Raw genomic sequence first — 26,426 nt, forward strand, 5'->3', positions numbered from 1 at the left:
TCCCCATCTCCCCCATCCTCTCCATCTCCCCTACCTCCCCCTTTCGCCGATCGCTGACTTAATACGACTAGCATTTCGGCTGCATCATCTCTTCCTACAAGACGACCCAAACCTGGATAGACTAAGGCTAAAAGGGTGAGTAAAGCTCTGATGGTAGGAGAACTGGAGAGAGGGCGTTGGTCGTTAAGGGATTCGATGAGGATGTTGCGACTGGTAAAGATTTCAATTAGGCTGTAGCGTGCGATCGCATCTAAACCAGGTGCAATCACTGCAATTTCCTGGGGCTTTGCGGCTTTTGACTGTACTAACTCGACGACTGTTTCAGCCGTTTTTCGTAGCAAATCGGAGCGAGAAGTGGTTTGAAGCGATCGCACTGAGGCAGGCAAGCGGTGGTGTGAAGGGTAAAATATGAAAGCATTAACCGCCAAGTCTACAACTGCCTCTCCAATCTCTGAGGCTAAGCCTGTAGGCTGGTTCAAGTTTTCTACCAAGCAGCGTACTTGTAAGTCTGCCATATATTCTGGGTCAGCCCCTAAACCTAGCCGAATTCCCCCATCGGGATTATAGGTAAAAGCACCTGCTGCACCGCGATCGAGCAGGAACTCAAACAGGCGGCGACTGATAGCTGGATATTCATCCACATCGTCCGCCAGCACTGCTTGATAGCGCTCCGCTAAGTGTTGCTGATAAGTAGGCTCTTCCAGCAAATACCGCCAATAGAGTTCGCAAATAATGCCATAAGTAAGTAATCCTCTGGCTAAACACCACTCTCGCCACTTCACCAACAACTCTCCCATGACTTCCCACAGGCTAGCCGGCGCGTTATCATCAGCAAATCCCTCTTCTAAAAGAGTGGGTATTTCTTCTGCGGGTGTACCGCTCTGAGCAGCCAGTTGGAATAAATCTAGAGTTCTACGCACCATGCGTTCTGTACCTACACCTGCTTGTCCCAAAATGCCTGCGTCCAGTTCAGAACGCCAGAGCATAGCTGCAAGTTCCTGTTCGGTTTCAGGTCGCAGTCGTAACGGAAATTGAGCCCTTAAGTCAAGCGAACGAATTAGGAGAGGCCAAAACAGCACTACTTCGTCTTCAAAAAAACCTAGAGGCGTAGTTGAGTGAAAGGAATGTTGACCAAAGGTAGCTTCCGCAATCCGGTCAGCTAAATCCAGTCTGTTGTCGCCGTTGGCGGCTAATACCAAAATTGCTGGTACTCTCTGACCAGCCATCTGTTGTAACTGACTTTGGCGGCGAGGAAAATTAGGTGATAAAGGCTTAACAGTTCGGCTCCATTGACAAAACTGCTCTACTAGGCGAGTGGTTTTACCGCTGCGGGAACTTCCAGTAATCCAAAAAGAATCAGAGGTCACAGTTTCTACAATAAATAAATCTGCTAAGATACCAAATACACTAATGCTTGCTGGTACTTTTCCAAAAGTATTAACCAATTTCAGCTATGACTATATCTCCCTGGATCGCGATCGGAAAATACTTGCACTCCGCCAACGACTGGTATCAAGAAACGCCGGAGAGAGCCTTAGATCAGGCTTACAATGCTGCCTTAGCAATTAAGGAGTTGGAAGACGAGCATTTTAATGGCAAAAAAATCTCGGCTCAATCTGTTAATTACGGTGACAGCGTACAGTCTTATTTTAACTCGGAACTGAGAAAATATTTAAAGATTGTCAAAATGAGATTGGTGGAGTTTAATGCTAGTCGTTATGTGTTCAATTTTCAGGAGCGAGTTGCAGGTCAACTTCATCACAGAAATTTAGGTGATAAATCTACAAAAATTTATGGTCTAGAGACACGAGATAGAGCTTCCGAGTTCTTTGAGAAGCTTGAGTTTATTGATGGGGTAATAAATAAGTATACTAAGGCTCAAACCCTACAAAATTTGACGGAGAGCCTCTCGGTTGCCAATTCGCAGAATGTTTCAGTAAATTCTTCCCATCAAAACTCTCCGCCATCTGAAAATAACTATTCAGGAGAGTCGAATAAAAATATAGCTAACAATGTTGATACTAGCGCCGCAGAGATGAGTTTACTGCCGCGTTCGCTCCTGGGAACTCTGAATAGAATTACTAGAGACTTAAACCCGGAAGCAGAAAAGGAAGTAATCAAAAGCTTTCGTAATTCAAAGGTAAAAACTATTATCTCTATTCGGTTTATTTTACTTTTGATTTTAATTCCACTCCTGGCCCAGCAATTATCCAAAAATTTCATTGTCGGGCCAATCGTTGACCAAGCTAGACCAGCGGAAATTTCTCGAACGGAAATTTCTCAAATCTTCATTAACGAGGATTTGGAAGAAGAAGCTTTTCAAGAGTTGCAGAGATTTGAGGAACTCATGAAGTTCAGAGAGTTAGTCGGTTTAGTTGCGCCACTTTCTGCGGAGGAAAAGGAGAAAGAGTTAGCACTGAAGGCTGTTAAAATTGCGGAGGAATACCGCAATGAAAGTGCTAATGCTATTAAAAATGTTTTTTCCGATCTCGTAGCTTGCGGTGTTTTCGCTGGCATTATTATTAATAACAAAAGACAAATAGATATTTTAAAATCTTTTATGGATGATGTGGTTTACGGTCTCAGCGATAGTGCTAAGGCTTTTATAATTATTTTGTTTACGGATATTTTTGTGGGTTTCCACTCGCCTCACGGCTGGGAAGTGATTCTAGAAAATGTATCTAAGCATCTAGGAGTACCAGAAAATAGAGATTTCATTTTTCTATTTATTGCCACTTTTCCTGTGATTTTAGATGCTGTTTTCAAGTATTGGATATTTCGATATTTGAATCGGAGTTCGCCGTCAGCGGTGGCTACGTATAAAAATATGAATGAGTAATCAGGAGGAAACAGGAGGCAGGAGGCAGAAGGCAGGAGGCTCTTATGTAGGAGGAAAATACAATCGGAGAAAGGGTTTGGGCGAACGAGAATGTCAAGACCGTTGTGGCGGTTGCTATAACTAAATTTTTCTTCCTTCTTCCTTCTTCCTTCTTCCTTCTTCCTTCTTCCTTCTTCCTTCTTCCTTCTTCCTTCTTCCTTCTTCCTTCTTCCTTCTTCCTTCTTCCTTCTTCCTTCTTCCTTCTTCCTTCTACTTAGTTGTCATCAGGCTATACTCCTCCGTTCGTTATTTTAACCGCAAATCGACTGGATTGGGCGAGAAATATGCCACATAAAACTACGGAAAAAGCCACCCAATCTGAAAACCCTAAACGTTCTGAAAAAATTATCCAAGCTAAGATTGAGGCAAGAATTGGCTCGATCAAAAGGGTGATAGCAACAAAACCAGCCGATAATTTGCTAAGGCTATAAGCTAGAAGTCCTTGACCTAAAACTTGGCAGAAAAGGCATTGGAAAATTAAGAGAAACCAACCAACTGCTGAGTAGGGAAATAATCTCTCTTCGGCGAAGATAATGGGTAAGCTAAATAAGGTAGTAAACCCGCAGCGGCATAGCATGATTGTTGCAGTGCTAAAGTTGTCTCGGAGTTTTTCTACGAGGATTAAATATGCAGCGAAGGAAACCCCTGATAGTAAGGCAATTGCATCACCTTGTAGTTGGTCTGTACCGAATTGTACGTCATTGAATCCAATGGCGATAGCTCCTCCCATTGACATCATCATACCAACTAGGAATTTCCGATCGAATTGCTGACCAAATAACGACCATCCTGCTAAACCGATGAAAACGGGGTTCAAACCAAAGAGTAAAGTAACGTTGGCAACTGTAGTTTGATTTAGCGACCAAGCCCATAGTATAAAGTAGGTAGCTGCGGCTATTCCCATTCCTAAAAATAGCCATACTTCCCGTTTTGTAAAAGGCTGAACTTCTACAGGTTTAGTGCCAGGTTGCTGGCGGCGGACTGTATCAATTCCACTCAATAATCCAAAGGCTAATGTACCAATTAAGCCGCGATAAAAGGCTACGGCATTTGAACTGATTTCTTCTTCGCAAAATTTGACTAATATTGGTGCTAAAGATATGGGAACTAATGCTATAAATAATGAAACTGTCCCAATTAAGGCGGGTGTGATGAAGGATGGCTTTTTGGGTAGCTCTAGTTCATTTGTCATTATCTTGGCTGAGATTGTAGTGATGATTAGGGCTGATTTTATGGGCTAAGATTTATGTTTTTTAAGTAGTCAACCTAATTATTTTCGGACTTATACACGCTTGTGCAGTAAAGCCATCAGTAGGCCCGGTTAAGAAACCGCCAAGATGTAACAATTAAAAATTAAAAATGCCAAATTAAAAATAATGAATTTAATTTTTAATTGTTAATTTGTTTGTAGCGCTACAGAGATTTTTGCATAAGTCCTGTATTTTTAGGATAAGTTGGCCGACAGAGTTATCCCTCAAAACCCTTATACTTTGTTAACAGTTAACCGTTAACAAAGAGTTCGGTTTCGTACCAAAGACCGAGCCTACGGGAACTCTTTAATTTTATTAAGTTGACTTACTTATAAAAACTTAAAAGTAGCATACCATCGATTGTAGGTTTAGTCAACAACTAAAATGAGTTATAACTACAAGGCAGAAGGCAGAAGGCAGTAAGCTCTTTATTCCTCAGAATTTTACGTTTAATTAGGTAAATTTACTGGTCAATATTTGCATTTGCGTGATTCGCGATCGCGAGGGGTCTAGTTGATGGTAGCTTAAGGTAGCGATCGATTACGCCCAGGACTGAAGCATTAAATGGGTAACAGCTTATCCTTCTTCTATCACTTTAGGCAGAGGAGAGATAAGTTCTCACCAATTAACAGTTCTCGGTTAACAAATTTCTCTAGGGTAACGCGGCCGACAAGGTGTTCCCATACACACAAAAGTTGGTGGCATATTCTCAAAAACACTGCTACGGGCGGCAATTAAGGCGTTAGCCCCTATTTCTACCGCAGGGCCGATGAAACAATCTGCTGCTACCCAAACGCCATTACCAATGGTAATATTTGCTGTGATTAAACCGAAGGCTGGATCGTGGGAGTTATGAGTACCAGTGCAGAGGTAACTTTTTTGAGAAATTACGCAATGTTTACCAATAGAAATACGATCGAGGCTATAAAAAATAACGTCATCTCCAATCCAACTATAGTCTCCGATTTCTACTTTCCAAGGATAAGTAAATCTAGCAGTGGGGCGGATGATGACACCTGTACCAATTTTAGCACCAAATAGGCGCAGGAGAGTTCGCCTGATGCCGTTAAAATGATGAGGGGTTAGAGGAAATATAATCCCTTGTACTAACCACCAAAGCAAAATAAACCAACTAGGTTTTCCTTTATCAAACCAGGATTGGTCGTAGCGGCGCAAATCAACTAGAGATTCAGCATCCATAGTGTTAAGAAGAAGGAAGAAGGAAGAAGGAAGAAGGAAGAAGGAAGAGGGAAGAAGGGGAAGAAGTAAGAAGGCTTTAGTTATCTAGGAGAGAAAGAAGAAGGCTTTACTATTTGAGATTTAATTAGGTTAAGTTAGTTAGGAGTTAGGAGAATTAATTTGAGATGGAGAATTAGGAAGGGGGGATTGTGAGATATCTGCTTCTGCCTTTTCTAGGTCAAATTCAAATGATGAATTTGGCTTTAAATTTCCCTTGGCCGAATCTCCACCTTTCGTTTTTTCGGCCTTATTTAACTGACCATTGCAATATCGTAATTCATATAATTTGGCACTGATTTGATATTCATACTGACTCAGCAGCCTTGCATAAATATAACCAGCTTTCCCATCTAAAAAGCCAAGCTGAAAAATATAAAACATCAAAAACCGTAACATCGGTTTAAAAGGTAGCCACACCCAAAGTTTTTTGAGAAATCTCTTGCGTTGTACTGCATCTCCAAATAGATTAGCGCCAATTGTGCCACTGTCGCCTTGACCGGCGAGGATATTATAATAAACGCGGGCTTCCCAATTAGAGTAGCGGTTGTGGCGCTCTATCCAATGAAATAGGTTGCGGAAGTCTTCGTGGAGCATATCATTTTTCAAGTAGCCGACTTGACCGGCTAAAATGACGTGCTCGTGAACTTCGTTGTCACCTGTATTGGGAACGGCTTCTGTTCCTAGATTTTCGTATCTACCTTTTTTATGTTTAAACAGGCGTAGATTCCAGTCTGGATATTTGCCACCATGTCGTATCCAAGTATCTAAAAATAAGACTTTACGATTGAGATAGTAACCGTCAAAGTTGGGGTCTTGGATGACTTCAGCAATTTCTTCCCAAAGTTCTGGAGGAATGCGTTCGTCGCAATCGACAATTAATACCCATTCGTTGCGGAAGGGCAGATTTTCTAAAGACCAGTTTTTCTTTTTTGGCCAGCAGTTATTAAAGTAGAATTGCACTACTTCTACTCCATAACTGGTGGCAATTTCCACTGTGCGGTCTGTGCTTTGGGAGTCCACCACAAACACTTCGACCGCCCTGGTAAGACTGTCTAGACACGCAGGGAGATTAACTTCTTCGTCTTTGGCCGGGATGAGAACGGAAACCGGAATCTTGGATGAAGTAGAGGTCATGGTTGAGTGCTTGAACCTGAAGGCTGTAGAGTTGTGAATGGTGAAGTGCGAACTCCTCAATTACTACCTATAGCCTACCCCTTATCGGTAGATTTCGGGTGAAATAGCATGAGCTGGATGGCTGCACTCAAGTAACCAATTTGACCGTAGGCATAAACGAAGTTTTCAAAGCGCTGGGCTGGTTGTGTGATGTATTTAAGGGATTTGTAGGAACCTCGTGCTAACCGCTCGCCTCCTCGCCATAGTTGGTTAATTCCAGTTTGACCGGTGAGTTGTTCGCGATGACACTCGCTGATACCTTGCCACCACCCGCGCTCTAAAAACCAGGTTTTTTTAATTCGCTCTGGTGCGACGTTGTGGGCTACTAGGGCCTGGGGGAGATAGGCTACTTGCCATCCCCACTTTAATGCTTGTTCGGTGACGTGGAGTTCTTCGTTGGAGAGTAGTTTTTTGCCGATGCGACCTAAGTTGGTGTCGAAGCCGCCGATTTGCTCTAGGAAGGTGCGCCGGATTGAGTAGTTTAAGCCTCTGGGGGTTAAGCCTGGTGTGTTGATGTAGAGGGGGTCATTGCCGAGGTCATAGGCTCCAAGGTTGCCTGCTAAACCGGGGGAGAGCCATTTGGGAGGGTGAAGGTCTTGTGGCCAGAGTAGGGTGACGATGCCGCCGGCTATGGCTAGTTTTTGGTTGTTTTGATAGGCGGTGTGGAGGACGGATAGCCATTGGGGACTAGCGATCGCATCGTCGTCAAGGTAGGCTAGGATTTCTGCTTGGGCAAGTTTTGCGCCTGTGTTGCGGGCTACGGATAGGCCGATGGTTGGTTCCCAGATGTATTTGAGGTGGGGGTTTGTGAGTTTGGATTCTACGATTTCGCGGGTGCGATCGCCTGAGCCGTTATCTACTACTAATATTTCAAAGTCGGTAAATTCCTGTGTTAGTAAGCTGTCGATGGCTGCACCTAAATAATTGTCCCGATTGTGGGTACAGATGATGGCGGAAATTGCAGGAGTGTTCATGGAAGAGGGGCTAGGGGCTAGGGGCTAGGGGCTAGGGAAGAGGGGAGAAGGGGATGAGGGGAGAAGGGGATGAGGATTTAGTTATTACTTATACACTGTGAGCTAGGATTTTATGAAGCGTCAGATAATTTTGGTTACGGGGCCAGCGCGATCGGGTAAAAGTGAATGGGCAGAAACTTTGGCTGTGCGATCGCACAAATCTGTTATTTATGTGGCTACGGCTCTGCTTGACTCGAATGATACGGAGTGGCAGGCTCGAATTGAATTACACCGCAATCGCCGCCCTGCAAGTTGGAATACTGTAGATGTCCCTGTAGATTTGGCGGGTACGATTGAGTTGGCAAATGAGTCGAGTTGTTTGTTAATTGATTCCCTGGGAACTTGGCTAGCTAATATTTTGGCATTAGATGATGCTGCGTGGAGGCAAACGCTGCAAGATTTACTTAGCAGTTTGCAGAAATCGAGGGGAGATGTAATTTTTGTGGCGGAGGAAACTGGCTGGGGTGTGATACCCGCTTATCCTCTGGGCCGCTTGTTTCGCGATCGCCTTGGTACTGCTATTCGGGAGTTAGGGGCGATCGCAAATCCGGTTTATCTGGTTGCTGGCGGTCATGTCTTGAATTTGAGCGTCCTCGGTTCACCCCTACCAGGAAGTATAGATCGGCAATCTGATGGTTGATAATCTTTATAATAACTATAGGTTTGGGGATCGCTATTTTCAGCGAAGGAAGCTATTATGGTAAACTATAACAACCTTAAATTGCATTTAACTTTTATTTTCCCAACAATTAAGCTGGTGAACAAAACTTGATCTGCAAATAGTTATAGGAGTTCTCTAGCCAAAATCTATCGGCAGTAGCAAGGAGTTGATCGAAATTTATGCGATTAATATTTTATGTGATTAATGGATAGAAGTCAAAATTGGGGAAGCTCATACTCATTGTTGGAAACTCACTTAGCTGGTAGCTATTTAAACAATTTAATTATCAAAAAATATGGCCTCACAAAATCAAGTTAGAAAATATTTGGCGTACTGGTTTCAGTTAGGAAAAAAGGTTTTAATTCACAATGGCTCTGAAACGTTGCTGCCTAAATCAGTGATTGCAGGCGATCGCTACAGCAAAGAATTTGAAGACTGCTGGCAAAAAATTATCTCCTCTGAAGCTGGGGACTGCTACTTGGAAGGAACCAGGGAAACGATCGCAGAACTGCTGACTCCCGCTTGGGAGATAGATCCTTGCGCTCGCTGTGCAATGCCAATACCTCTGCGCCATCAGGGAATGCCACCGGATTGTTGTCCCTGTTTTGATTTGCCAAGTTGGCCGGATAATGAAATACCCAAACCGCGATCGCCAGTTAGCAATCAAGCACAGCTTTCGGATATTCGCAATCGCTTATTCAATAAGGCCGCCAGTGGGGAATAGGGATGGGGAGCAGGGGAGCGGGGGAGCGAGGGAGATAAAGTAGCTAAATCCGCTGCATCCTCCCCATCTTCCCCATCCCTATTCCCCATCTCCCTCATCTCCCTCATCTTCCCCATCCTCCCCATCTCCCTCATCTCCCTCATCTTCCCCATCCTCCCTCATCTTCCCCATCTCTATTCCCCATCTCCCTCATCTCCTCATCTTCCCATCCTCCCATCTCCCCACTCTCCCTCACTCTTCCCATCCTCCCCATCTCCCCCATCTCCCTCATCCTCCCCATCTCCCCCATCTCCCATAAGCTCTATGCCCTAAAGCTGTGGTGCAAGGCAGGCAGATTGTTACAATGTATTAACACTGCCCTAATCAGTCTCAGATTATATGGATGTCAAGACGGTATCGCCTGCTTCGCCACAGGTTTATTCAGATTCAGGGACTCATACCCCACTAGCCAATGGTTCAGTGGTAGAAATGCCCTCCGTGCGCCCAGTAGAAATAGAACTAGAGCCAATTCCAGCTAACTCCGAAAGTCTGAAATCAGCTCTAGATATGGCTGGCGAGGCAGAAGAGGCCCTTCGCTACAACCCAAGTGCGAGCGCGGAATACTATAGCCAGCGCCCCTTTGAAGTCTGGGGGCGGTTATCAAGCGTTGTCTGGACATTTATCAGCTTTGCTTTCAGTTTGTGGCGAGACAAAAAAACCGGTCGCGTTACTCAAAATGAGCAGCGACGAGCAATTCGCCTGCGAGAAATTCTTAGCCAACTTGGCCCAGCTTTCATCAAAATCGGACAAGCACTCTCAACACGACCTGACGTAGTACCATCTACTTATTTAGAGGAATTATCGAAATTACAAGACCAATTACCGCCCTTTTCCAACGAGTTAGCTTATCAATTTATAGAAGAAGAATTAGGCGCTCCTCCAGACGAAATTTACGCAGAACTCAGCCCTAATCCGATAGCAGCAGCTTCTCTCGGACAAGTTTACAAAGGTAAATTGAAAACTGGCGAAATAGTTGCCGTAAAGGTGCAACGCCCTGATTTAGCTGAGGGCATTGGTTTGGATATATATATTCTCCGAACATTGGCGATTTGGGCGCACAAAACTTTCAAATTCATCCGCAGCGACTTAGTAGGAATTATGGATGAATTTGGGGAGCGAATATATGAAGAAATGGACTACAATCACGAAGGTCATAACGCTGAAAGATTTGCTCAACTTTACGGCTATATCAAAGATATTTACGTCCCTAAAATTTACTGGGAACAAACGGGTCGCCGCGTCTTGACAATGGAGTGGATTACTGGTACTAAACTTACTGATTTAGAAGCTGTCCGCGCCCAAGGAATTGATGCACCATACTTAATAGAAGTGGGAGTTCAGTGTTCTCTAAGACAACTGCTAGAACACGGCTTTTTTCATGCCGATCCGCATCCGGGGAATCTATTAGCAACTCCTAATGGTCAGTTGGCTTACTTGGATTTCGGGATGATGAGTGAAGTTAAACCTTATCAGCGGTATGGATTATTGGAAGCTATAGTCCATTTAGTAAACCGCGATTTTGAAGGTTTAGCCAGGGACTATGTGAAGTTAGAATTTTTAACGCCAGAGACGGACTTAACGCCAATTATTCCCGCATTGGCGAATGTATTTAATAATGCTTTGGGTGCAAGCGTTGCGGAACTAAATTTCAAAAGTATTACGGATCAATTGTCAGCTTTGATGTATGATTATCCGTTCCGAGTGCCGGCTTACTATGCTTTGATTATCCGATCGTTAGTAACATTGGAAGGGATTGCAATTAATGTCGATCCCAATTTTAAAGTGCTAAGTAAGGCTTATCCTTATGTAGCAAAACGGTTACTGAGCGATCCAGCTCCAGAGTTAAGATCGTCGCTGCGGGATTTGCTATTTAAAGAAGGGAGTTTCCGCTGGAATCGCTTGGAAAATTTGCTCAAAAATGCTAGGGATAGCGAGGATTACGATATTAGTAAGGTATTGAATCAGGCGCTAGAGTTCTTGTTTTCGGAGCGGGGAGATTTCATTCGCGAGCGCATTGTCGAGGAATTAGTTAAAAGTTTAGATGTACTCTCTCGCACTGCTTTTGCTAATGCTAAGGCTGTAGTCAGCGAATGGTTCGGTGTAAAGGCGGATTCACCTGTGGTCACACCTGGGGAACAGCAGAGTTTAGAACACATTAAAAGGATCTGGGGGATTCTGCAAGATACTCCCGGTTTTGATGGGATGAAGGCATTAGAATATATACCGCAGTTGTTGGTTAAACCACAATTACAACAAATGGGACAGCAAGTGGCGGGGCGTTTAGCTCAAAGAGCGATCGCGCGTCTAATTCGCGAGTTTTTGCTGGCTGGGGAAACGCCAGTTTTTGAGGAGAATGGACATAAGCCATATTCCGATCCGCAGCTATATTTGCCTGATGCTAAATAGAGGGAGGGGCTAGCCCCTAGCCCCTAACCGACGAAAGCGGTTTCTAAGCTATTACGCATCTAATTCCAGTTCCCCAAAAGTATACTACAATAGCCTCAGAGTTTAAAGATGACTGTATGAAAGTAAACTACCAAGAAAGAATTGAGGCAACTGTCACTGAATTAAAAATAATTATACAGCGACAGCGAACGATAACTAACAGACAAAAAGTTCAGGCACTTTATTTACTAAAATCTGGGTCTAGCCAGAGTATTACAGAAGTAGCTGAACGTTTAGGAGTACATAGAATTACCGTACAAAGATGGTTAAAACAATATAGTAATGGCGGTTTGTCAGAATTATTAAAACTGCGCCATTCAACAGGGAGACCGCGAGTAATTCCCCAAGAAGTAATCGCAGGACTATCGACAAAGATCGGCGAGGAAACCTGCGAGTTTAAGAGTTATAAAGAAATTGTGAGCTGGGTAGAAGAGAACTATCAAGTATCCGTCAAATATCAAACTTTACACAAGCAACTGCACTATCGGATGAAAGCTAAGTTAAAAGTACCTAAATGTTTGAGTAACAAAAAAGACGAGTTAGCAGAGAGGGAGTTTAAAAAAGACTAGAAAAATTGCTGAAAGTAGTTTTTGGTTTGGTATTAATTTTGCTCGGAAATCGGCAACTCAATCCTAAACTTAGTCCCTTTTCCAAGTGTAGAACAACACCGCAAATTACCTTGATGGTTATCTGTCACAATTTGATAGCTAGTTGCTAACCCCATACCCGTACCTTTTCCGACAGGCTTAGTAGTAAAAAATGGATTAAAGATTTTTTCTTGAACTTGAGAACTCATTCCACAACCATTATCTTGAATGGAGATCGAAAGCTGATTTGTAGAAACAATAGAAGTAGTAATTGTAATCTTAGGAACATAATCTACTTTTTCTACTGATTCTAGACTCTCTTGCTTTTGTTCAATCGCATCAACAGCATTAACCAACAAATTCAGAAACACCTGATTTAACAAACCGCCATAACATTCAATTAAGGGTAAAGTTCCATAGTTCTTGACTACAGAAATTTCTTTTTGTTCGGCAGACCTATTCAAGCGATTTTGTAAAATAATTAACGTACTCTCGATATTTTCGTGAATATCTATTGGTTTTAACTCAGCTTCATCCAAGCGCGAAAATGTCCGCAGAGACTTAACGATATCACTGATGCGTGTGGCTCCAGTTTTCATTGATTCCAGCAAGTTAGAAAAATCACTTACCAGATACTCAAGCTCAATATCTTCTATAAATTTAGAAATCGTCGGCGATGGACTCGGATAATGGTGTTGGTAGAGTCGAACTAGCTCAATTAAGTAACTAGCATAATCAGCGGCGGGTTGAAGATTGCCATAAATAAAACTCACAGGGTTATTAATTTCATGGGCAATACCGGCTACTAACTGCCCCAAACTTGACATTTTTTCGGCTTGAATTAACTGAGTTTGGGTATTTTGCAACTTTTTGAGGGTTGTTGTTAATTCTTCAGATTGCAGCCGCAGTTGAATTTCTGATTGACGTACTGCTGCTTCCGCCTTTATCCGCTCTATTTCTGCACCAGCACGAGTGGCAAAGATTCTTAAGATTGCTGACTGCATTTCTATATCTTGCACCATTGGCTTAGTGTCTAAAACTGCCAGCAATCCCAAAGGATTACCAGCAGCATCCATAATCGGCAAACCAGCATAACTTTCAGCTTGGAGAGCGACTAAATCAGTATCTTCCGGAAAAAGTGATTGCACTGAATTTGGGTATAGGCAAAAATCCGCTTGAGAATAAACATTCTCACAGGGAGCCCCGGCTAGATTGTAAGTAAAATTATCGCCAAAGTCGTCTAATGCCCAAAATGCTAGAGTTTTTGCACTCAATTTTTCTGAGTCAATAAATTCAGCGATGAAAGCATAACGAACTTCTAATACCTGGGCAATATATTGAACGCAACTTTGGAAGAATTCTTCACCAGTTTTAGCCGCCGTACCCTCGACAATTAAGCGAAGAGCTTGTTCTTGACGTTTGCGTTCTGAGATATCAACAATGATTGACCAGATATATTGACTCCCATCGTTACCTGTGACTAACACTCCGAGCAATTCTACAGGGAACAAAGAGCCATCCTTACGGATATACTCTTTTTGGTAGGGGCCAAAACGACCGATGGTGTTAAGCAATTCTAATTGACGGATTTCATCATCAGCATACTTTTCAGGAGTTAAATCAAAATAGCTTAATTGGTTCAGTTCCTCAAGAGAATACCCATAGATTGTTTCGGCGGCGCTATTGACTTTGATAAAATGGCCCTGAATATTATTGAGTGCAATTCCTACAGGACACAAGTCAAAAAGCGATCGCAGTTTTTCTTCGCTGGTGCGTAGAGCCTCTTCTGCTTGTTTGCGATCGCTGATATCAAAGTTAACCCCGATCATTTTTTGAGGATTGCCCTCGGCATCGCGACGAACTAGACCGAATGCTTTAATGAAATGGAGACTACCATCAGGATGAATCACGCGAAATTCAGTATCATATTCTGCTTGTCCCAAGATAGCTTGGCGGCCTAATGTTTGGGCAGCATCTCGGTCATCAGGATGTACTCCCTGCATCCAAATTTCGTAAGCTAATCTGGTGTTAGAGTTTTTGGTTATGCCATATAGCTCGTACATCCTTTCGTCCCAAAAGAGGCTATTGTGTACGATGTCCCATTCCCAACAGCCAATTCCCCCAGACTTGAGTGATAATGATAAACGCTCCGATATTTCTTTCACTTTGGCTTCAGCTTCTTTGCGAGCCGTAATATCACTTGCTATCCCCAAAAATCCCGTAATTGTACCTTCTTCATCGCGCAATGCAGTTACGGAAACTTGTACGGGAAAACGAGAACCATCTTTACGAATATGAGTCCATTCACTTTCGTCAAGCATTCCCAAACGCGCCTTGGCAGTAAATACTTCAAATCCTAGAGTAATTGGTTTGCCAAGTTCTGCGGTAAGTTCGGCTGCACGTTGTTTGACTTCTTCTAAATCATGAAAAATTGCTGGTGTAACTTTGCCTATTAATTCGGCTGATGAATATCCCAAAAATCTTTGGGCGGCAGCATTAATGGTTTTGATGATGCCATGAATATCTGTAGAAATGATTGTATAGTTAGCACCGTCTAAAATTGCTTGCTGTAGTTGAGTGATTTCGATGAGCTTGGCTTCAGCTTCTTTGCGCTCAGTAATATCTTCCGAGATCCCTAGTAAGTATTTAGGATTCCCAACTTCATCAAGGATGGGGATTTTTCTTGTATGTAGAATTCGAGTGCCTTGATGATTTGTTTGAACCTGTTCTTCAGGAATATCCAAAACATTGCCATTACTCAAGGTTTCTCGATCTTTGGCTATGAAAAAATCTGCTTCTGCGGGCGGGAAAAAGTCATAGTCACTTTTTCCTAATAATACTTCTTTAGGATAGCCAAGTAGTTCTTCACCAGCCTTGTTAAAGCGCAAAAATTGAAGAGTCTCGGCATCTTTGACAAAGAGCATATTGGGAATATTTTCAATAATCGAGTTGAGGAAGTTCTGCATCTGCCAGTTTTCTATATCTGCTTGTTTGCGATCGGTAATATCGCGAGATACGCCTACTGTTAAGATTGTCTCGCCTACTTCGTTCCGAATTACTGACTTAATGGTGTTGAACATCTGCACCTTGCCATCATAACGGGTAACAGGTTCCTCAATTTCTAGGGATTTCCCAGTCTCAAACACATAAGCATCATCGCGAATGTATTGCAGTGTATAGTCTGGTTCATTAAAGGGAGCATCAATCATATCTTTGAGTTGCTCGTTGGTCAGACCGTAATAGTCTCGAAATGCCTTGTTTGCCCAGACAATGCGAGATTGAGGGCCTTTGACCAGCACCATATCAGTAATGGCATCTAGAATTTGATGATACTTTTGTTCGTTTTGACGTAGGTTTTTTTCGGCAGCTTTGCGATCGCTAATATCCTTGATCATGCCAATTACGCAATCCTGCCCATCCAGCCGTTCTACCGTAGCGGATATTAAAACCGTCTTAGCTTGTCTTGAGGAAGTGCGAATTACTACTTCAAAATTTTGGATTCTCCTTTCCCGAATTAAGGTGTGTCGGAAGTGGTGCAAATCCTTAAGATCGTCCCAAAGTTCGATTTCTACACAGGTTTTCCCGATGATGTCTGTATGCGTCCTCTCTAATAACTCACACAGACTTTCATTTACATTCAAACAACGTCCTTCTGTGAGTGTGGCAATCCAAGCGGGATCGGGACTGGTATGAAAAATAGTTGAGAATTTAGTTTCTGATTCATGGAGGGCGATTTCACGACTTTTGCTGTCTGTAATATCCCGAATATAACCATGCCATAAGGTACTGCCATCGGCTTCTCGCTCAGGTGTAGCATTACCAACTAACCACAGCATCCGCCCATCCGGTAAACAACTTCGATATTCGCAATACCAAGGGGTCAGGTGTGAGGCGGATTCGAGAATGGATTGAGTTACGGAATCGAGGTCTTCTAGATGGATAGCCCCAAAAGCTTTAGAAGCATCGTCGGTCACTTCTTCTGGGGAAACGCCATAAATCTCTCGTATCCCATCGCTGGAGTAGGGAAAATGGAAAGTGCCATCAGGACGTTGACGAAACTGATAAATAACTCCGGGAATGTGGCGAGCAATTTGCTCTAGGCGATGATACTCTGTGGGGGTAGATATATTCGCAGAATCAATGCCATTTTCCCTTAATTGAGCTTGGGTTTGTTCAAGTTTGCGGGTAAGTTCGCGAACTTGTGCCTCGGCTCGTTTATTCTGTGTAATGTCTCGCATTACTGATAGATGGCGGTGGGGTAAAAAGTTAGCTGTTGCCGCATATTCGACTATGCGGATATCCCCATCCGGCCGCACTAATCGGATTTCACCCCGGACTTTTTCCTGTTGTTGAAACTGTTGCCATAGTGCTTGGAAATTAAATCCCGGTTCCAGAAAGTCAGAGATGCAGCGTCCCAAAATTTCGTTTTTCTCTAGACCCAATAATTCACAGGCGGCGGGGTTGATATCTACATAACGCCCTCGGTCATCTGCGATCGCGATCGCATCTAGGGTAGTTTCAAAAAGCGCCCGCAATTGACGATCTCTTAGGGACTGCTGGGCCGGATCTGATTCATCAATTGGTCGATCGAGGCTAGGATCGTAATTTAGTGGGAATGACATATATTTTTAATTGGTTTAATATAAACTTTTCGCTCTAATCTAACGATACACTAGCAATTCTAAATAATTTGTATACTACACTTTTCTTTAAGGAATCATAGAGGAGGCAGTAGAGGATGAGAAAGGAGCTATTAATCAAGCAATTGTTAATATTAAGAAAAATGTATATTGGGTAAGATAGGGTACTGCTTAAGTCAATCCCCCTAGATTAATAGCTAACTCTGTGTATGCGGTAATAAATTGCTTATTTCTCCTGGCAAATCGGTAACTCAATCCTAAACTCAGTCCCTTTGTCAACTGTAGAAAAACACCGCAAATAACCCTGATGATTCTCTGTCACAATTTGATAGCTAGTTGCTAACCCCATACCAGTTCCTTTCCCGACAGGTTTAGTAGTAAAAAATGGATTAAATATTTTTTCTTGAACTTCGGCACTCATCCCACAACCATTATCTTGAATAGAGATGACAACCTGATTTTCTAAATAGAGAGAAGTGGTAATGGTAATGCAACCAATATAATCCGATATCTCTTTTGACTCTAGGCTGTCTCGTCGTTGTTCAATTGCATCAATAGCATTGACTAACAAATTCATAAATACCTGATTTAACAAACCACCATAACATTCAACTAGGGGTAATTTCCCATAATTTTGGATGAGATGAATCTCTGGTTTTCCCGCCCGACCATTCAAGCGATTTTGTAAAATAACTAAGGTGCTATCGATATTTTCATGAATATCTATTTCTTTAAAATCTGCTTCATCCAAGCGCGAAAATGTCCGCAGAGATTTAACGATATCCCCGATCCGTGTAGCTCCCGTTTTCATCGATTCCAGCAAATTAGAAAAATCACTTACTAGATACTCAAAGTCGATATCTTCTGTCAAAGTAGAAATCGCTGCGGGGGGACTCGGATAATACTCTTGGTAAAGGTGAATTAACTTAATTAAGCCACAAGCATAATCATTAGCAGGTTTAATATTGCTATAAATAAAACTCACGGGATTGTTAATTTCATGGGCGACTCCCGCTACTAATTGCCCCAAACTCGACATTTTTTCGGCTTGAATTAATTGAGTCTGAGTATTTTGCAATTTTTTAAGAGTGATTTCTAATTCTTCAGTTTGTTGCCGCAGTTGAATTTCCGAGCGACGGACTGCGGCTTCCGCTTGTATCCGCTCCATTTCCGCACCAGCACGAGTAGCAAAGATTTTCAAAATTGCTGACTGCATTTCTAAATCTTTTTCCATCGGCTTCGTGTCCATCACCTCCAATAATCCCAACTGATTACCAGCAGTATCTATAATTGGTAAACCAGCATAACTTTGCGTTTGAAGGGCGACTAAAGTATCATCTTGAGGAAACAAACAATCTACAGAATTGGGATAGCGACATACCTCACCATTGTTATCAATATTTTTACAGGGTGTATTTTTACAGGCTGTCCCAGCTAAATTGCAAGTAAAATTATCGCCAAAGTTGTCTCCGGCCCAAAATGCTAAAGTTTGCACGATCGATTTTTCGGGGTTCGCAAATTCAGCGATCGCAGCATAACGCACTCCTAAGACTTGGGCGAGATATTGAACGCAACTTTTGAAGAATTCTTCGCCTGTTTTCGCCGCCGTACCTTCGACAATTAACCGCAGAGCTTGTTCTTGGCGTTTGCGATCGGTAATATCCATTACTGTCCCAAATAAACTGACGATTTTTCGATCGTGCCGTTCGATTTCCATGCGATTATTGATATAGCGGACTGCACCATCCGCTCGGCAGATCCGAATGTCAAAGTTTTGGGGAATTCCTTGCTCGCTTGCTGCTTGAATGCAACTTATGAATAATTCCCGATCTTCGGGATAATATTTTTCGATCGTCTCTTCAAAATCTGGCTCTCCCTGTTCGGGATTTATCCCAAAAATCCGAAATAACTCCGCAGACCAGGTGATTTTTTGGGTAGCTAGGTCAAAAGACCAATTGCCAATATGAGCGACTCGTTGTGCTTCTTCTAGTTTTCTAGTAAGTTGTTGTTGGGCGATTTCGGCAGTTTTGCGATCGCTAATATCGCGAGATACGCCCACTGTTAAGATGGTCTCGCCTGCTTCGTTCCGAATGACCGATTTAATGGTATTGAACATCTGCACCTTGCCATCGTAACGGGTGACAGGTTCCTCAACTTCCAATGTTTTCCCAGTCTCAAACACATAAGCATCATCGCGAATGTATTGCAGCGTATAGTCTGGTTCATTAAAGGGAGCATCAATCATATCTCTGAGTTGCTCGTTGGTGAGACCGTAATAGTCTCGGAATGCCTTGTTTGCCCAGACAATGCGAGATTGAGGGCCTTTGACTAACACCATCTCCGTAAGGGCATCTAGAATCTGATGATACTTTTGCTCGTTTTGACGTAGGTTTTTTTCGGCAGCTTTGCGATCGCTAATATCGCAATGAGTGCCAATAAACCGCAAAGGTTGACCTTCTTTGTCCCATTCCACCACCTGACCGCGATCTAAAATCCACTTGTAAGAACCATCTTTACAACGCAAGCGATGTTCGTGGCGATAAGCTGAGGTTTCGCCCTTCTGGTGTTTGGAAAAAGCTTCATAGCATTGGGCTTTATCCTCTGGATGTATCCGAATTTCCCACTCTTCTACAGCATTGGGAATTTCATCTTCTGCGTAGCCCAGCATCGCTTTCCACTGCCGAGAAAAGTTGATTTCATTAGTTTTGATGTTCCAATCCCAAGTACCATCTCCCGCTCCTTCTAGGGCTAACTGCCAGCGGCTATTACTTTCTTGCAAAGCGATTTCTGCTTGTTTGCGATCGTGGATATAACGGGCTATTCCCAAACAAGCAACCACTTGCCCATCACAATCTCGCAGGGCTGATACATTGGAAGAGTGCCAGTAATAGTTACCATCTTGATGCAAAAATCGGTATTCAATTCCCCGCAGTTTCTCACCTTGTAAAGAGCGATCTACGGCCTCTACACAAATTTGTAAATCTTCTGGATAAATCCAATGAGAAAAAGACGCATCTAAGAAGTTTGCTAGTTCATATCCCATGACTTCTTTAAACTGGGGACTGACATAGCTAAATGTGGTATCGGGATTGATAATATAAACCATATCATTGAGATTTTCAATGATGCTGCGAAATTTATTTTCACTAATTCGTAAAGCTAGTTCTGTGGCTTTGCTTTCTGAGATATCCCGAATGGTTGTGGAAAAGTATTCGACTTCTCCATCTGTTGATTTGTGGGCGAGGATTACCTGAGAAACAGGGATTTCACGTCCGATCGAATCCAGTATTGCCGTCTCGCCGTGCCAACTGCCAGAACGTACTGCTTCTGGCAAACCCTGATTTAAGACAATATCTAAAGCCCACTCTGGATGACCTTTAGAGATTTCCATATCTGCGATCGCGCCATTATCATCATTAATATCAAGCAAATTTCGCCAAGCTCGATTGATGTAAAGAGTTTTACCCGTCAAATCAGCAGTTGAAATCAAATCTGATGTATTTTCCAGAATGGCAAGCAAACGTTGATTGTGAGCTTCAGCACGTTTGCTGTCTGTGATATCCCGAATATAGCCATGCCATAAGGTACTGCCATCGGGTTCTCGCTGAGGTGTAGCATTACCAACTAACCACAGCATCCGCCCATCGGGTAAACAAGCTCGATATTCGCAATACCAAGGGGTTAGGTGTGAGGCAGATTCGAGCAGGGATTGAGTGACGCGATCGCAGTCATCTGGGTGGATAGCACTAAAAGCTGAAGAAGCATCTTCGCGCACTTCTTCGGGGGAAACGCCATAAATTTCTCGAATTCCCTCGCTGGAGTAGGGAAGATGGAAAGTACCATCAGGACGTTGACGAAACTGAAAAATAGTGCCGGGGATGTGGCGGGCAATTTGCTCTAGGCGACTTTCTGACTCAATGCGATCGCTAATATCTGTGGTAATCCCATCAATACGAATCGGTTTTCCGGTTTCGTCATAGACCAAATAAGAGTTAACAGACAACCAGCGCACCTGTCCGTCGCGGCGAATAATGCGATATTCTGTTCTAGTTTTCCCCTTCTCTTGGAGTCTGACGAAAGCATTTGCAATCCGATCGCGATCGTCGGGATGAATGATTTCAAACCACAGATTAGGGTTAGAAAAAAACTCTGCCACCGAACAGCCAAATATTTGTTCTACGGCGGGGTTAATGTAAATCGTCTCATAGGTTTCCGGGTGAATTGACCACACCACTCCCTCAACGGAATTCAAAATGCTTTCCAGTCGTTGCTGAGATTCCCGTAATTGAGCTTGGGTTTGTTCTAGTTCGCTGACAGGTTCGCAAACTTGCTGCTCTAGCTGTTGTGTCAGTTCTTGGACTCGTGCCTCTGCTCGCTTACTCTGCGTAATATCTCGCATTACGGATAAGTGGCGGTGCGGTAAGAAGTTAGCCGTAGCAGCAAATTCCACTATCCGAATATCCCCATCGGCCCGCACCAAGCGGAACTCACCGCGTACTTTCTCTTGTTGCTGAAATTCTTGCCATGCTTGTTGGAAATTAAACCCCGGTTCTGCAAACTCAAAGATGCAGCGTCCGAGAAGTTCCTCTCTCTTTAGTCCAAACAATTCACAGGCGGCGGGGTTGACATCTAGGTAACATCCTCGATCGTCTGCGATCGCCATCCCATCCAGCGCCATCTCAAAAAGCGTCCGTAATTGGCGGTCTCTCAGAGATTGCTGGGCAAAATCTTCTTCATCAATCGGCAGATCCAGCAGAGGGTCGTAGCCTAAGGAGGATGACATAGACCGTGAATTGGTTTAATAAAAACTTTGTTCTACCAGTCAAGTATAGTCCACCGCCTCTTGTGCTGGTCAAGGGTATCTGCGCTCCTCTGTATAGATTTGGTAAAGACAAATAAATTTTAGGTAATATTTTCTGCAAAATTAGAAACCGGGTTTCTTAAAGAAATCCGGTTTCTAGATAGTTGTTCAGAGTACAACCAAACTAGCCATGAATAGCAGGAGCGTTCATAGCAATAGGCAAGAACTCACTAGCAGCTAAATCCAGAGGGAAGTTATGAGCATTGCGCTCGTGGATGACTTCAATCCCCAAATTAGCGCGGTTAATAATATCCGCCCAGGTGCTAATCGGTCGTCCTTGATTGTCAAGAATTGACTCGTTAAAATTAAACCCGTTCAGGTTAAAAGCCATTGTGGAAATTCCCAAAGCTGCGAACCAAATACCTACAACTGGCCAAGCAGCTAAAAAGAAGTGCAAAGAGCGAGAGTTGTTGAAGCTGGCATATTGGAAAATTAAGCGTCCGAAATAGCCGTGAGCTGCAACAATGTTATAAGTTTCTTGCTCTTGTCCAAACTTATAACCTGTATTAGCTGATTCGTTTTCAGTTGTTTCTCGCAACAGAGAAGAAGTTACCAAACTGCCGTGCATGGCGGCAAATAGCGAACCACCAAAGACACCAATTACACCTAATTGATGGAAGGGGTGCATGAGAATATTATGCTCAGCTTGGAACACAATCATAAAGTTGAAAGTTCCAGAAATACCCAGCATTAAACCATCAGAAAAGCTGCCTTGCCCGATAGGATAGATTAAAAGAACGGCAGTTGCAGCAGCAACAGGCGCAGAATAAGCAACTGCAATCCAGGGGCGCATTCCTAATCGGTAGCTAAGCTCCCACTCGCGACCCATGTAAGCGTAAATGCCGATTAAAAAGTGCAGGACAATTAGCTGATAAGGGCCGCCATTGTAAAGCCATTCATCAATAGAAGCTGCTTCCCATAAAGGGTAAAGGTGCAAACCAATAGCCGCAGAAGTCGGCACAATGGTACCAGTAATGATGTTGTTCCCGTAAAGTAGAGAACCGGAAACTGGCTCGCGGATGCCATCTAAATCGACGGGAGGGGCAGCAATAAAGGCCAGGATAAAAACGATAGTGGCAGTTAAGATGGTAGGAACCATTAACACGCCAAACCAGCCAATATAAAGCCGATTTTCTGTGCTAGTAATCCAGTTACAGAACCGAGACCATAGGTTATCTCCTATGGGTCTGCTTAAAGTAGTTGTCATTGCGATTATATCTCCTTGGAAATTAATGAGGAGGTCTGGGAAACACTGGGATCGAGTGTTTCCGCAGACACTTACTTTATAACCAATTAGTTATATGCTTGTCAAGCTTTTAGAGTAAAATTTATTTGTGATGCCTGAAATTCTTGATTTACAAGGGTTTCAGGCCTTGAAAATTTAGGCTTTGCCCGGAAAGCCTTATAAACCAGTAGTTCTAGGAAATTCTATCCCGCTCAGTGACATCATGGGAGCAGTGTCACGCGATCGCTACTCTAAAGAAAATTTGTTTCCTGCTTGATTTATAATATAACTTTATGGTAATGTGGTAAATTTAAGGTAGTGGAACCTATGCAGTTCTCAAAAAATCACCTTTCGGAACACCGGAACTATACTTACGACACTTTATTAATAGCGTGCTAGAGACATCTCCCAAAACCTTAGCTCCTGTGGCAGATTATTTCAAAATCCTTTCTGAAGTTAGCCGACTTCAGGTTTTGTGCTGCCTCAAATCTGGAGCAAAAAATGTTACTGAAATCATTGAAATGACGGGACTCGGACAGGCGAATGTTTCTAAACACCTGAAAGCGATCGCGCAAATGGGTATGGTTTCTCGAACCCAAGTTGGAGTCAGTGTGTATTACGAAATTTCCGATCCGCTAATTTTTGAACTTTGTGAGTTAGTGTGCAGTCGTCTGGGGGAGCGCTTAGAATACCAATCTGAGCAGTTGAAACAGCTTGAGGGTCTGCATCAAAAGCAGAAATAATGAGTTCTCAAGTAGGTTTTTCCTCGATAATTAATTTTAAGAGTTCTAAAACAATGAACAAGCGACTGAGAACTTTAGCTTTAACAATTGTCACTGTTTTAGTGTTATTGATAGCAGTCAATATCACAATAGAGCCAGCAATGGCTTTAGTCCAAAAGACAGAAGAAGCACCAGGTCAAATCCTTTACCAAGCCCGCCATCATCTAAAAGATTCCAGCGGCAACACTTGGCAAGTGGTTCTGTTTAAACAAAGTAAAACCAATCAATTAGATAATATCAATTTGCGATTAGTTGCTTTTCCCGATGTCGCAGAATTTGCTCACCCAAAAGATTTACAGATTGCAACAACTAACGGGCAAAATTTTACAGCAGCGGATGTTTTCGATCGAAAAGCTCCGGCTCCTAATGTGGGACAGTACGATTTAAGTCCCCTTCTGAAAAAATTGCCAGTAGGTTATGCTCTCAAACTTTCATTGCCACTCGTTGATGGGCAATCTCTAATTCTAAATATTCCCCCTTCTTGGGTAGAAGAATGGCAAGAAGTTGCTAGGGAAGAGGGGCTAGGGGCTAGGGGCTAGGGGCTAGGGAAGAGGAAAGAGGGAAGAGGAAAGAGGGAAGAGGAAAGAGGGAAAAGCTTACGACCTAATGGATTATGAATCAGAGGTAACACTGGGAGTTGTCCTAACTGCCAAAGAGGTTGCTATAATCCAATCTGCATTGTTGACTTAACTTCAGAAGAAAGATCCACCTCATGCCTTCTGCCTCCTGCGGTTATAAACTAATTTGGATCGCTGAATGCCGGGTTATTAATAAACTCTCGATCCGTTAAACTTCGCAGGAAAGCGAGCAAATCTTCCCGCTCTTGTACTGTTAACTTAAAACCATTAATAAAATTACTTTTTAGTGGATTTTCACTGCCTACCCCCTCAAAAATTCCTTTCTTAATATTTCTCCCTCCCGCTTGATAGTGATCGATAACTTCTTCAAGGGTCTTAATACTACCATCGTGCATATAAGGTGCAGTCAAATCAATATTACGAAGGGTAGGCGCTTTAAATTTTCCCATATCTAAAGGAGAGTTTGTAATCTCGTAAACTCCTGTATTGTCAGGCGGATAAGCACCATTACCATCGATATTATATAGGCCTGTATTGTGAAAGGCAATCTCTTTAAAAGCTAAACGTTCGTGCATGATAGAATCAGAGAAATTAATGCCACCGTGACAATGGAAACATTCTAAACGTTCGCTGTTAAATAACTCTTCACCCCGTTTAGCTGCGGCAGAAATAGCATTGACTTCACCGCCGTAGCGGTAGCGATCGTAGGGAGAATTTACAGAAATTAGAGTCCGTTCAAAAGCAGCTATAGCTTTTGCCAGATGGCTAATAGTAATTGAATTTTTACTTTCCCTAAAAGCCTCTGCAAATAATTTTTGATATTGAGGATTTTGACCCAAAAAACTTATAATTTTTTCTTCCTTTCCTACCATTCCTAATTCAATAGGATGTTCGCCAAATAACGGAACTAATAGCTGAGATTCTAACTGCGTTTGTAGAGGATTTGCCCAAGTTAGCACAGAATTGTAGGCAATATTGGCTAAACTCATAGAATTGCGCGGGTGTTTTTCACCAGTGGCACCGATTCCTACTGTTTTGCCATCGGTAAAAGCTTGGGATTGAAGATGACAGGAGGCACAGGAAAATTTTCCAGTAATTGATAAGCGTTTTTCATAGAAAAGATGCCGCCCCAATTCTACTTTTTCTGTACTCATGGGGTTATCTGCTGGTACAATTGGCTTAGGCATCCAATCAGGGATATTCCACTGATAAACTAGAGGTGAAGTCATCGCGATCGCGCCTCTGGAAGCTGACAAAGTTTTACTCAATTCCAAGGCTAGAAAAAATGATAAAATGCAGGCAGCTATGAAGGCTAACAACCGAGATAACTTCATTATACAATTCTATTTTTTAACTGTAAAAAACGTCTGTTTAACAGCAGATTTGCCGCCAAAAGGCAAACCTAAACTGGTCATAATACCAGCGCAATCGCCGTCATTTGGTGATGACATACAACCTAGTGGAGTATTTGGTTGATTAGTTTCCAAATTACTATTAGCAACTAACGGTTCCAAATCAGCAACTACTGTATTATTATTAGTGTCAAAGTTGCTAAGAATTACTTTTGTAGTGTTAGGATTACTACAACTATTCGGTTTCTGGTTATCTCCTGATGCTTGGCATCCTGTGCTACCTAAGTGAATAGAAAAACCTGTTTGATTTCCTTCATGTCCATGCTGTCCGTGTTCCTTCTCTGAAGCATTTGTCTTAGTTCCGCTTTCGTTTTTCAAATCAATACGTAAAAATTTGTAGCCACCTTGCCAGTTCCACCAGAGAGATGTTAAATTCAAAGGAGAAGGGGCAAGAGCTGCATCACTATGATTGAGGTTGAAGGGAACGCCGAGGGTAAATTGCAAACCTTTGTAGTTGCCTTTGGGTATTGTCCCAATGACGCGATCGCGCATCTCCACCGTTCCATTACTACAAGCACCAGCTTTGTTCTCAAAATCTAAAAGGGCAACGTTTTGGTATTGCCATTTGCCATCTTGTTTTAAACTAATAGGTACAACTTTCCCATTAGCATCAATTAAGGCAAGATCGGATACATAAAACCGGAAGTCAGTGGGTGTAACTGTAGTGGCAGGCTTACCTAAATTACTGTAGCTTTTGCCGCAGTCAAGGGGTTGATTGCCGACTCTCGCGCTAAACTTAATCTCCACTTCTTGAGGAGTTTGTGCTTGGGCCTGAGTCCAAGTAAATGCCGCATAGCTACCTGCAATAGTAAGAGTTGTAGCGGCAGTAGATGCTAGCAATAGTTGTCTTTTCATCTAAAATTAATAGCAGCTAAGGTGAATGCCTAAACTACACAGCACTTTTTAGGTAAATGAGGTA

16 protein-coding genes and 1 pseudogene are annotated in these 26,426 nt (G+C 42.8%); 7 read left to right on the forward strand and 10 right to left on the reverse strand.

Annotation, left to right across the window (positions count from 1 at the left end):
* A pseudogene (locus OSCIL6407_RS30495) lies at positions 1 to 1,445 on the reverse strand (recombinase family protein); the annotation flags it as partial.
* 8 nt (positions 1,446 to 1,453) lie between these two features.
* Here OSCIL6407_RS30495 and OSCIL6407_RS0109845 point away from each other — a divergent pair.
* The gene (locus OSCIL6407_RS0109845; protein WP_007355779.1) at positions 1,454 to 2,839 is read left to right on the forward strand and encodes a proton extrusion protein PcxA; all 1,386 of its coding nucleotides are present in this window, start codon (positions 1,454 to 1,456) and stop codon (positions 2,837 to 2,839) included.
* A 268-nt stretch (positions 2,840 to 3,107) separates the two neighbouring features.
* On the opposite strand, the gene OSCIL6407_RS0109850 is transcribed toward OSCIL6407_RS0109845, so the two are convergent.
* The 4 genes from OSCIL6407_RS0109850 to OSCIL6407_RS0109865 all read right to left on the reverse strand — a co-directional run bounded on the left by OSCIL6407_RS0109850 (position 3,108) and on the right by OSCIL6407_RS0109865 (position 7,514).
* Complete coding sequence (locus tag OSCIL6407_RS0109850) at positions 3,108 to 4,070, reverse strand: DMT family transporter (protein ID WP_019487169.1); 963 nt, start codon at positions 4,068 to 4,070, stop codon at positions 3,108 to 3,110.
* A 697-nt stretch (positions 4,071 to 4,767) separates the two neighbouring features.
* Positions 4,768 to 5,328, reverse strand: coding sequence for a hormogonium polysaccharide biosynthesis acetyltransferase HpsU (hpsU, locus tag OSCIL6407_RS0109855; protein ID WP_007355375.1), 561 nt, complete (start codon positions 5,326 to 5,328; stop codon positions 4,768 to 4,770).
* Positions 5,329 to 5,466: 138 nt separating this feature from the next.
* On the reverse strand, positions 5,467 to 6,501 hold the full coding sequence (locus tag OSCIL6407_RS0109860) for a glycosyltransferase family 2 protein (RefSeq protein WP_007355376.1): 1,035 nt from the start codon (positions 6,499 to 6,501) through the stop codon (positions 5,467 to 5,469).
* Between the two features lie 74 nt (positions 6,502 to 6,575).
* A complete protein-coding gene (locus OSCIL6407_RS0109865; protein WP_007355377.1) occupies positions 6,576 to 7,514 on the reverse strand; it encodes a glycosyltransferase family 2 protein in 939 nt (312 codons plus the stop codon).
* A 112-nt stretch (positions 7,515 to 7,626) separates the two neighbouring features.
* Between OSCIL6407_RS0109865 and cobU the strand changes: the two genes are divergently transcribed.
* The 4 genes from cobU to OSCIL6407_RS0109890 all read left to right on the forward strand — a co-directional run bounded on the left by cobU (position 7,627) and on the right by OSCIL6407_RS0109890 (position 11,991).
* Complete coding sequence (gene cobU / locus OSCIL6407_RS0109870; RefSeq protein ID WP_007356336.1) at positions 7,627 to 8,193, forward strand: bifunctional adenosylcobinamide kinase/adenosylcobinamide-phosphate guanylyltransferase; 567 nt, start codon at positions 7,627 to 7,629, stop codon at positions 8,191 to 8,193.
* A gap of 316 nt (positions 8,194 to 8,509) precedes the next feature.
* Positions 8,510 to 8,938 (forward strand): hypothetical protein, encoded by a 429-nt coding sequence (locus OSCIL6407_RS0109875; protein ID WP_007356335.1) that lies wholly within the window; start codon positions 8,510 to 8,512, stop codon positions 8,936 to 8,938.
* A gap of 378 nt (positions 8,939 to 9,316) precedes the next feature.
* Positions 9,317 to 11,383: an ABC1 kinase family protein gene (locus OSCIL6407_RS0109885; RefSeq protein WP_007356333.1), complete on the forward strand. Its 2,067-nt coding sequence runs from the start codon at positions 9,317 to 9,319 to the stop codon at positions 11,381 to 11,383.
* Between the two features lie 116 nt (positions 11,384 to 11,499).
* On the forward strand, positions 11,500 to 11,991 hold the full coding sequence (locus OSCIL6407_RS0109890; RefSeq protein WP_007356332.1) for a helix-turn-helix domain-containing protein: 492 nt from the start codon (positions 11,500 to 11,502) through the stop codon (positions 11,989 to 11,991).
* Positions 11,992 to 12,023: 32 nt separating this feature from the next.
* Here OSCIL6407_RS0109890 and OSCIL6407_RS0109895 read toward each other — a convergent pair whose 3' ends face one another.
* From OSCIL6407_RS0109895 to psbA, 3 genes are all read right to left on the reverse strand, one after another.
* Complete coding sequence (locus OSCIL6407_RS0109895) at positions 12,024 to 16,631, reverse strand: PAS domain S-box protein (protein WP_007356331.1); 4,608 nt, start codon at positions 16,629 to 16,631, stop codon at positions 12,024 to 12,026.
* Between the two features lie 244 nt (positions 16,632 to 16,875).
* A complete protein-coding gene (locus OSCIL6407_RS0109900) occupies positions 16,876 to 21,432 on the reverse strand; it encodes a PAS domain S-box protein (RefSeq protein WP_007356330.1) in 4,557 nt (1,518 codons plus the stop codon).
* 202 nt (positions 21,433 to 21,634) lie between these two features.
* Positions 21,635 to 22,717, reverse strand: coding sequence for a photosystem II q(b) protein (gene psbA / locus OSCIL6407_RS0109905; RefSeq protein WP_007356329.1), 1,083 nt, complete (start codon positions 22,715 to 22,717; stop codon positions 21,635 to 21,637).
* Between the two features lie 410 nt (positions 22,718 to 23,127).
* On the opposite strand from psbA, the gene OSCIL6407_RS0109910 reads away from it, so the two are divergent.
* Entirely contained in the window at positions 23,128 to 23,478 is a 351-nt protein-coding gene (locus OSCIL6407_RS0109910; RefSeq protein ID WP_007356328.1) for an ArsR/SmtB family transcription factor, read from the forward strand.
* A gap of 53 nt (positions 23,479 to 23,531) precedes the next feature.
* Positions 23,532 to 24,056, forward strand: coding sequence for a DUF3122 domain-containing protein (locus OSCIL6407_RS0109915; RefSeq protein WP_007356327.1), 525 nt, complete (start codon positions 23,532 to 23,534; stop codon positions 24,054 to 24,056).
* Positions 24,057 to 24,256: 200 nt separating this feature from the next.
* On the opposite strand, the gene OSCIL6407_RS0109920 is transcribed toward OSCIL6407_RS0109915, so the two are convergent.
* Both OSCIL6407_RS0109920 and OSCIL6407_RS0109925 read right to left on the reverse strand, forming a co-directional pair.
* A complete protein-coding gene (locus tag OSCIL6407_RS0109920; RefSeq protein WP_007356326.1) occupies positions 24,257 to 25,429 on the reverse strand; it encodes a methanobactin export MATE transporter MbnM in 1,173 nt (390 codons plus the stop codon).
* A 9-nt stretch (positions 25,430 to 25,438) separates the two neighbouring features.
* A complete protein-coding gene (locus OSCIL6407_RS0109925; RefSeq protein ID WP_007356325.1) occupies positions 25,439 to 26,362 on the reverse strand; it encodes an MbnP family copper-binding protein in 924 nt (307 codons plus the stop codon).
* Positions 26,363 to 26,426: the final 64 nt, after the last annotated feature.

The sequence above is a fragment of the Kamptonema formosum PCC 6407 genome, assembly GCF_000332155.1.
GTDB lineage: Bacteria > Cyanobacteriota > Cyanobacteriia > Cyanobacteriales > Microcoleaceae > Kamptonema > Kamptonema formosum.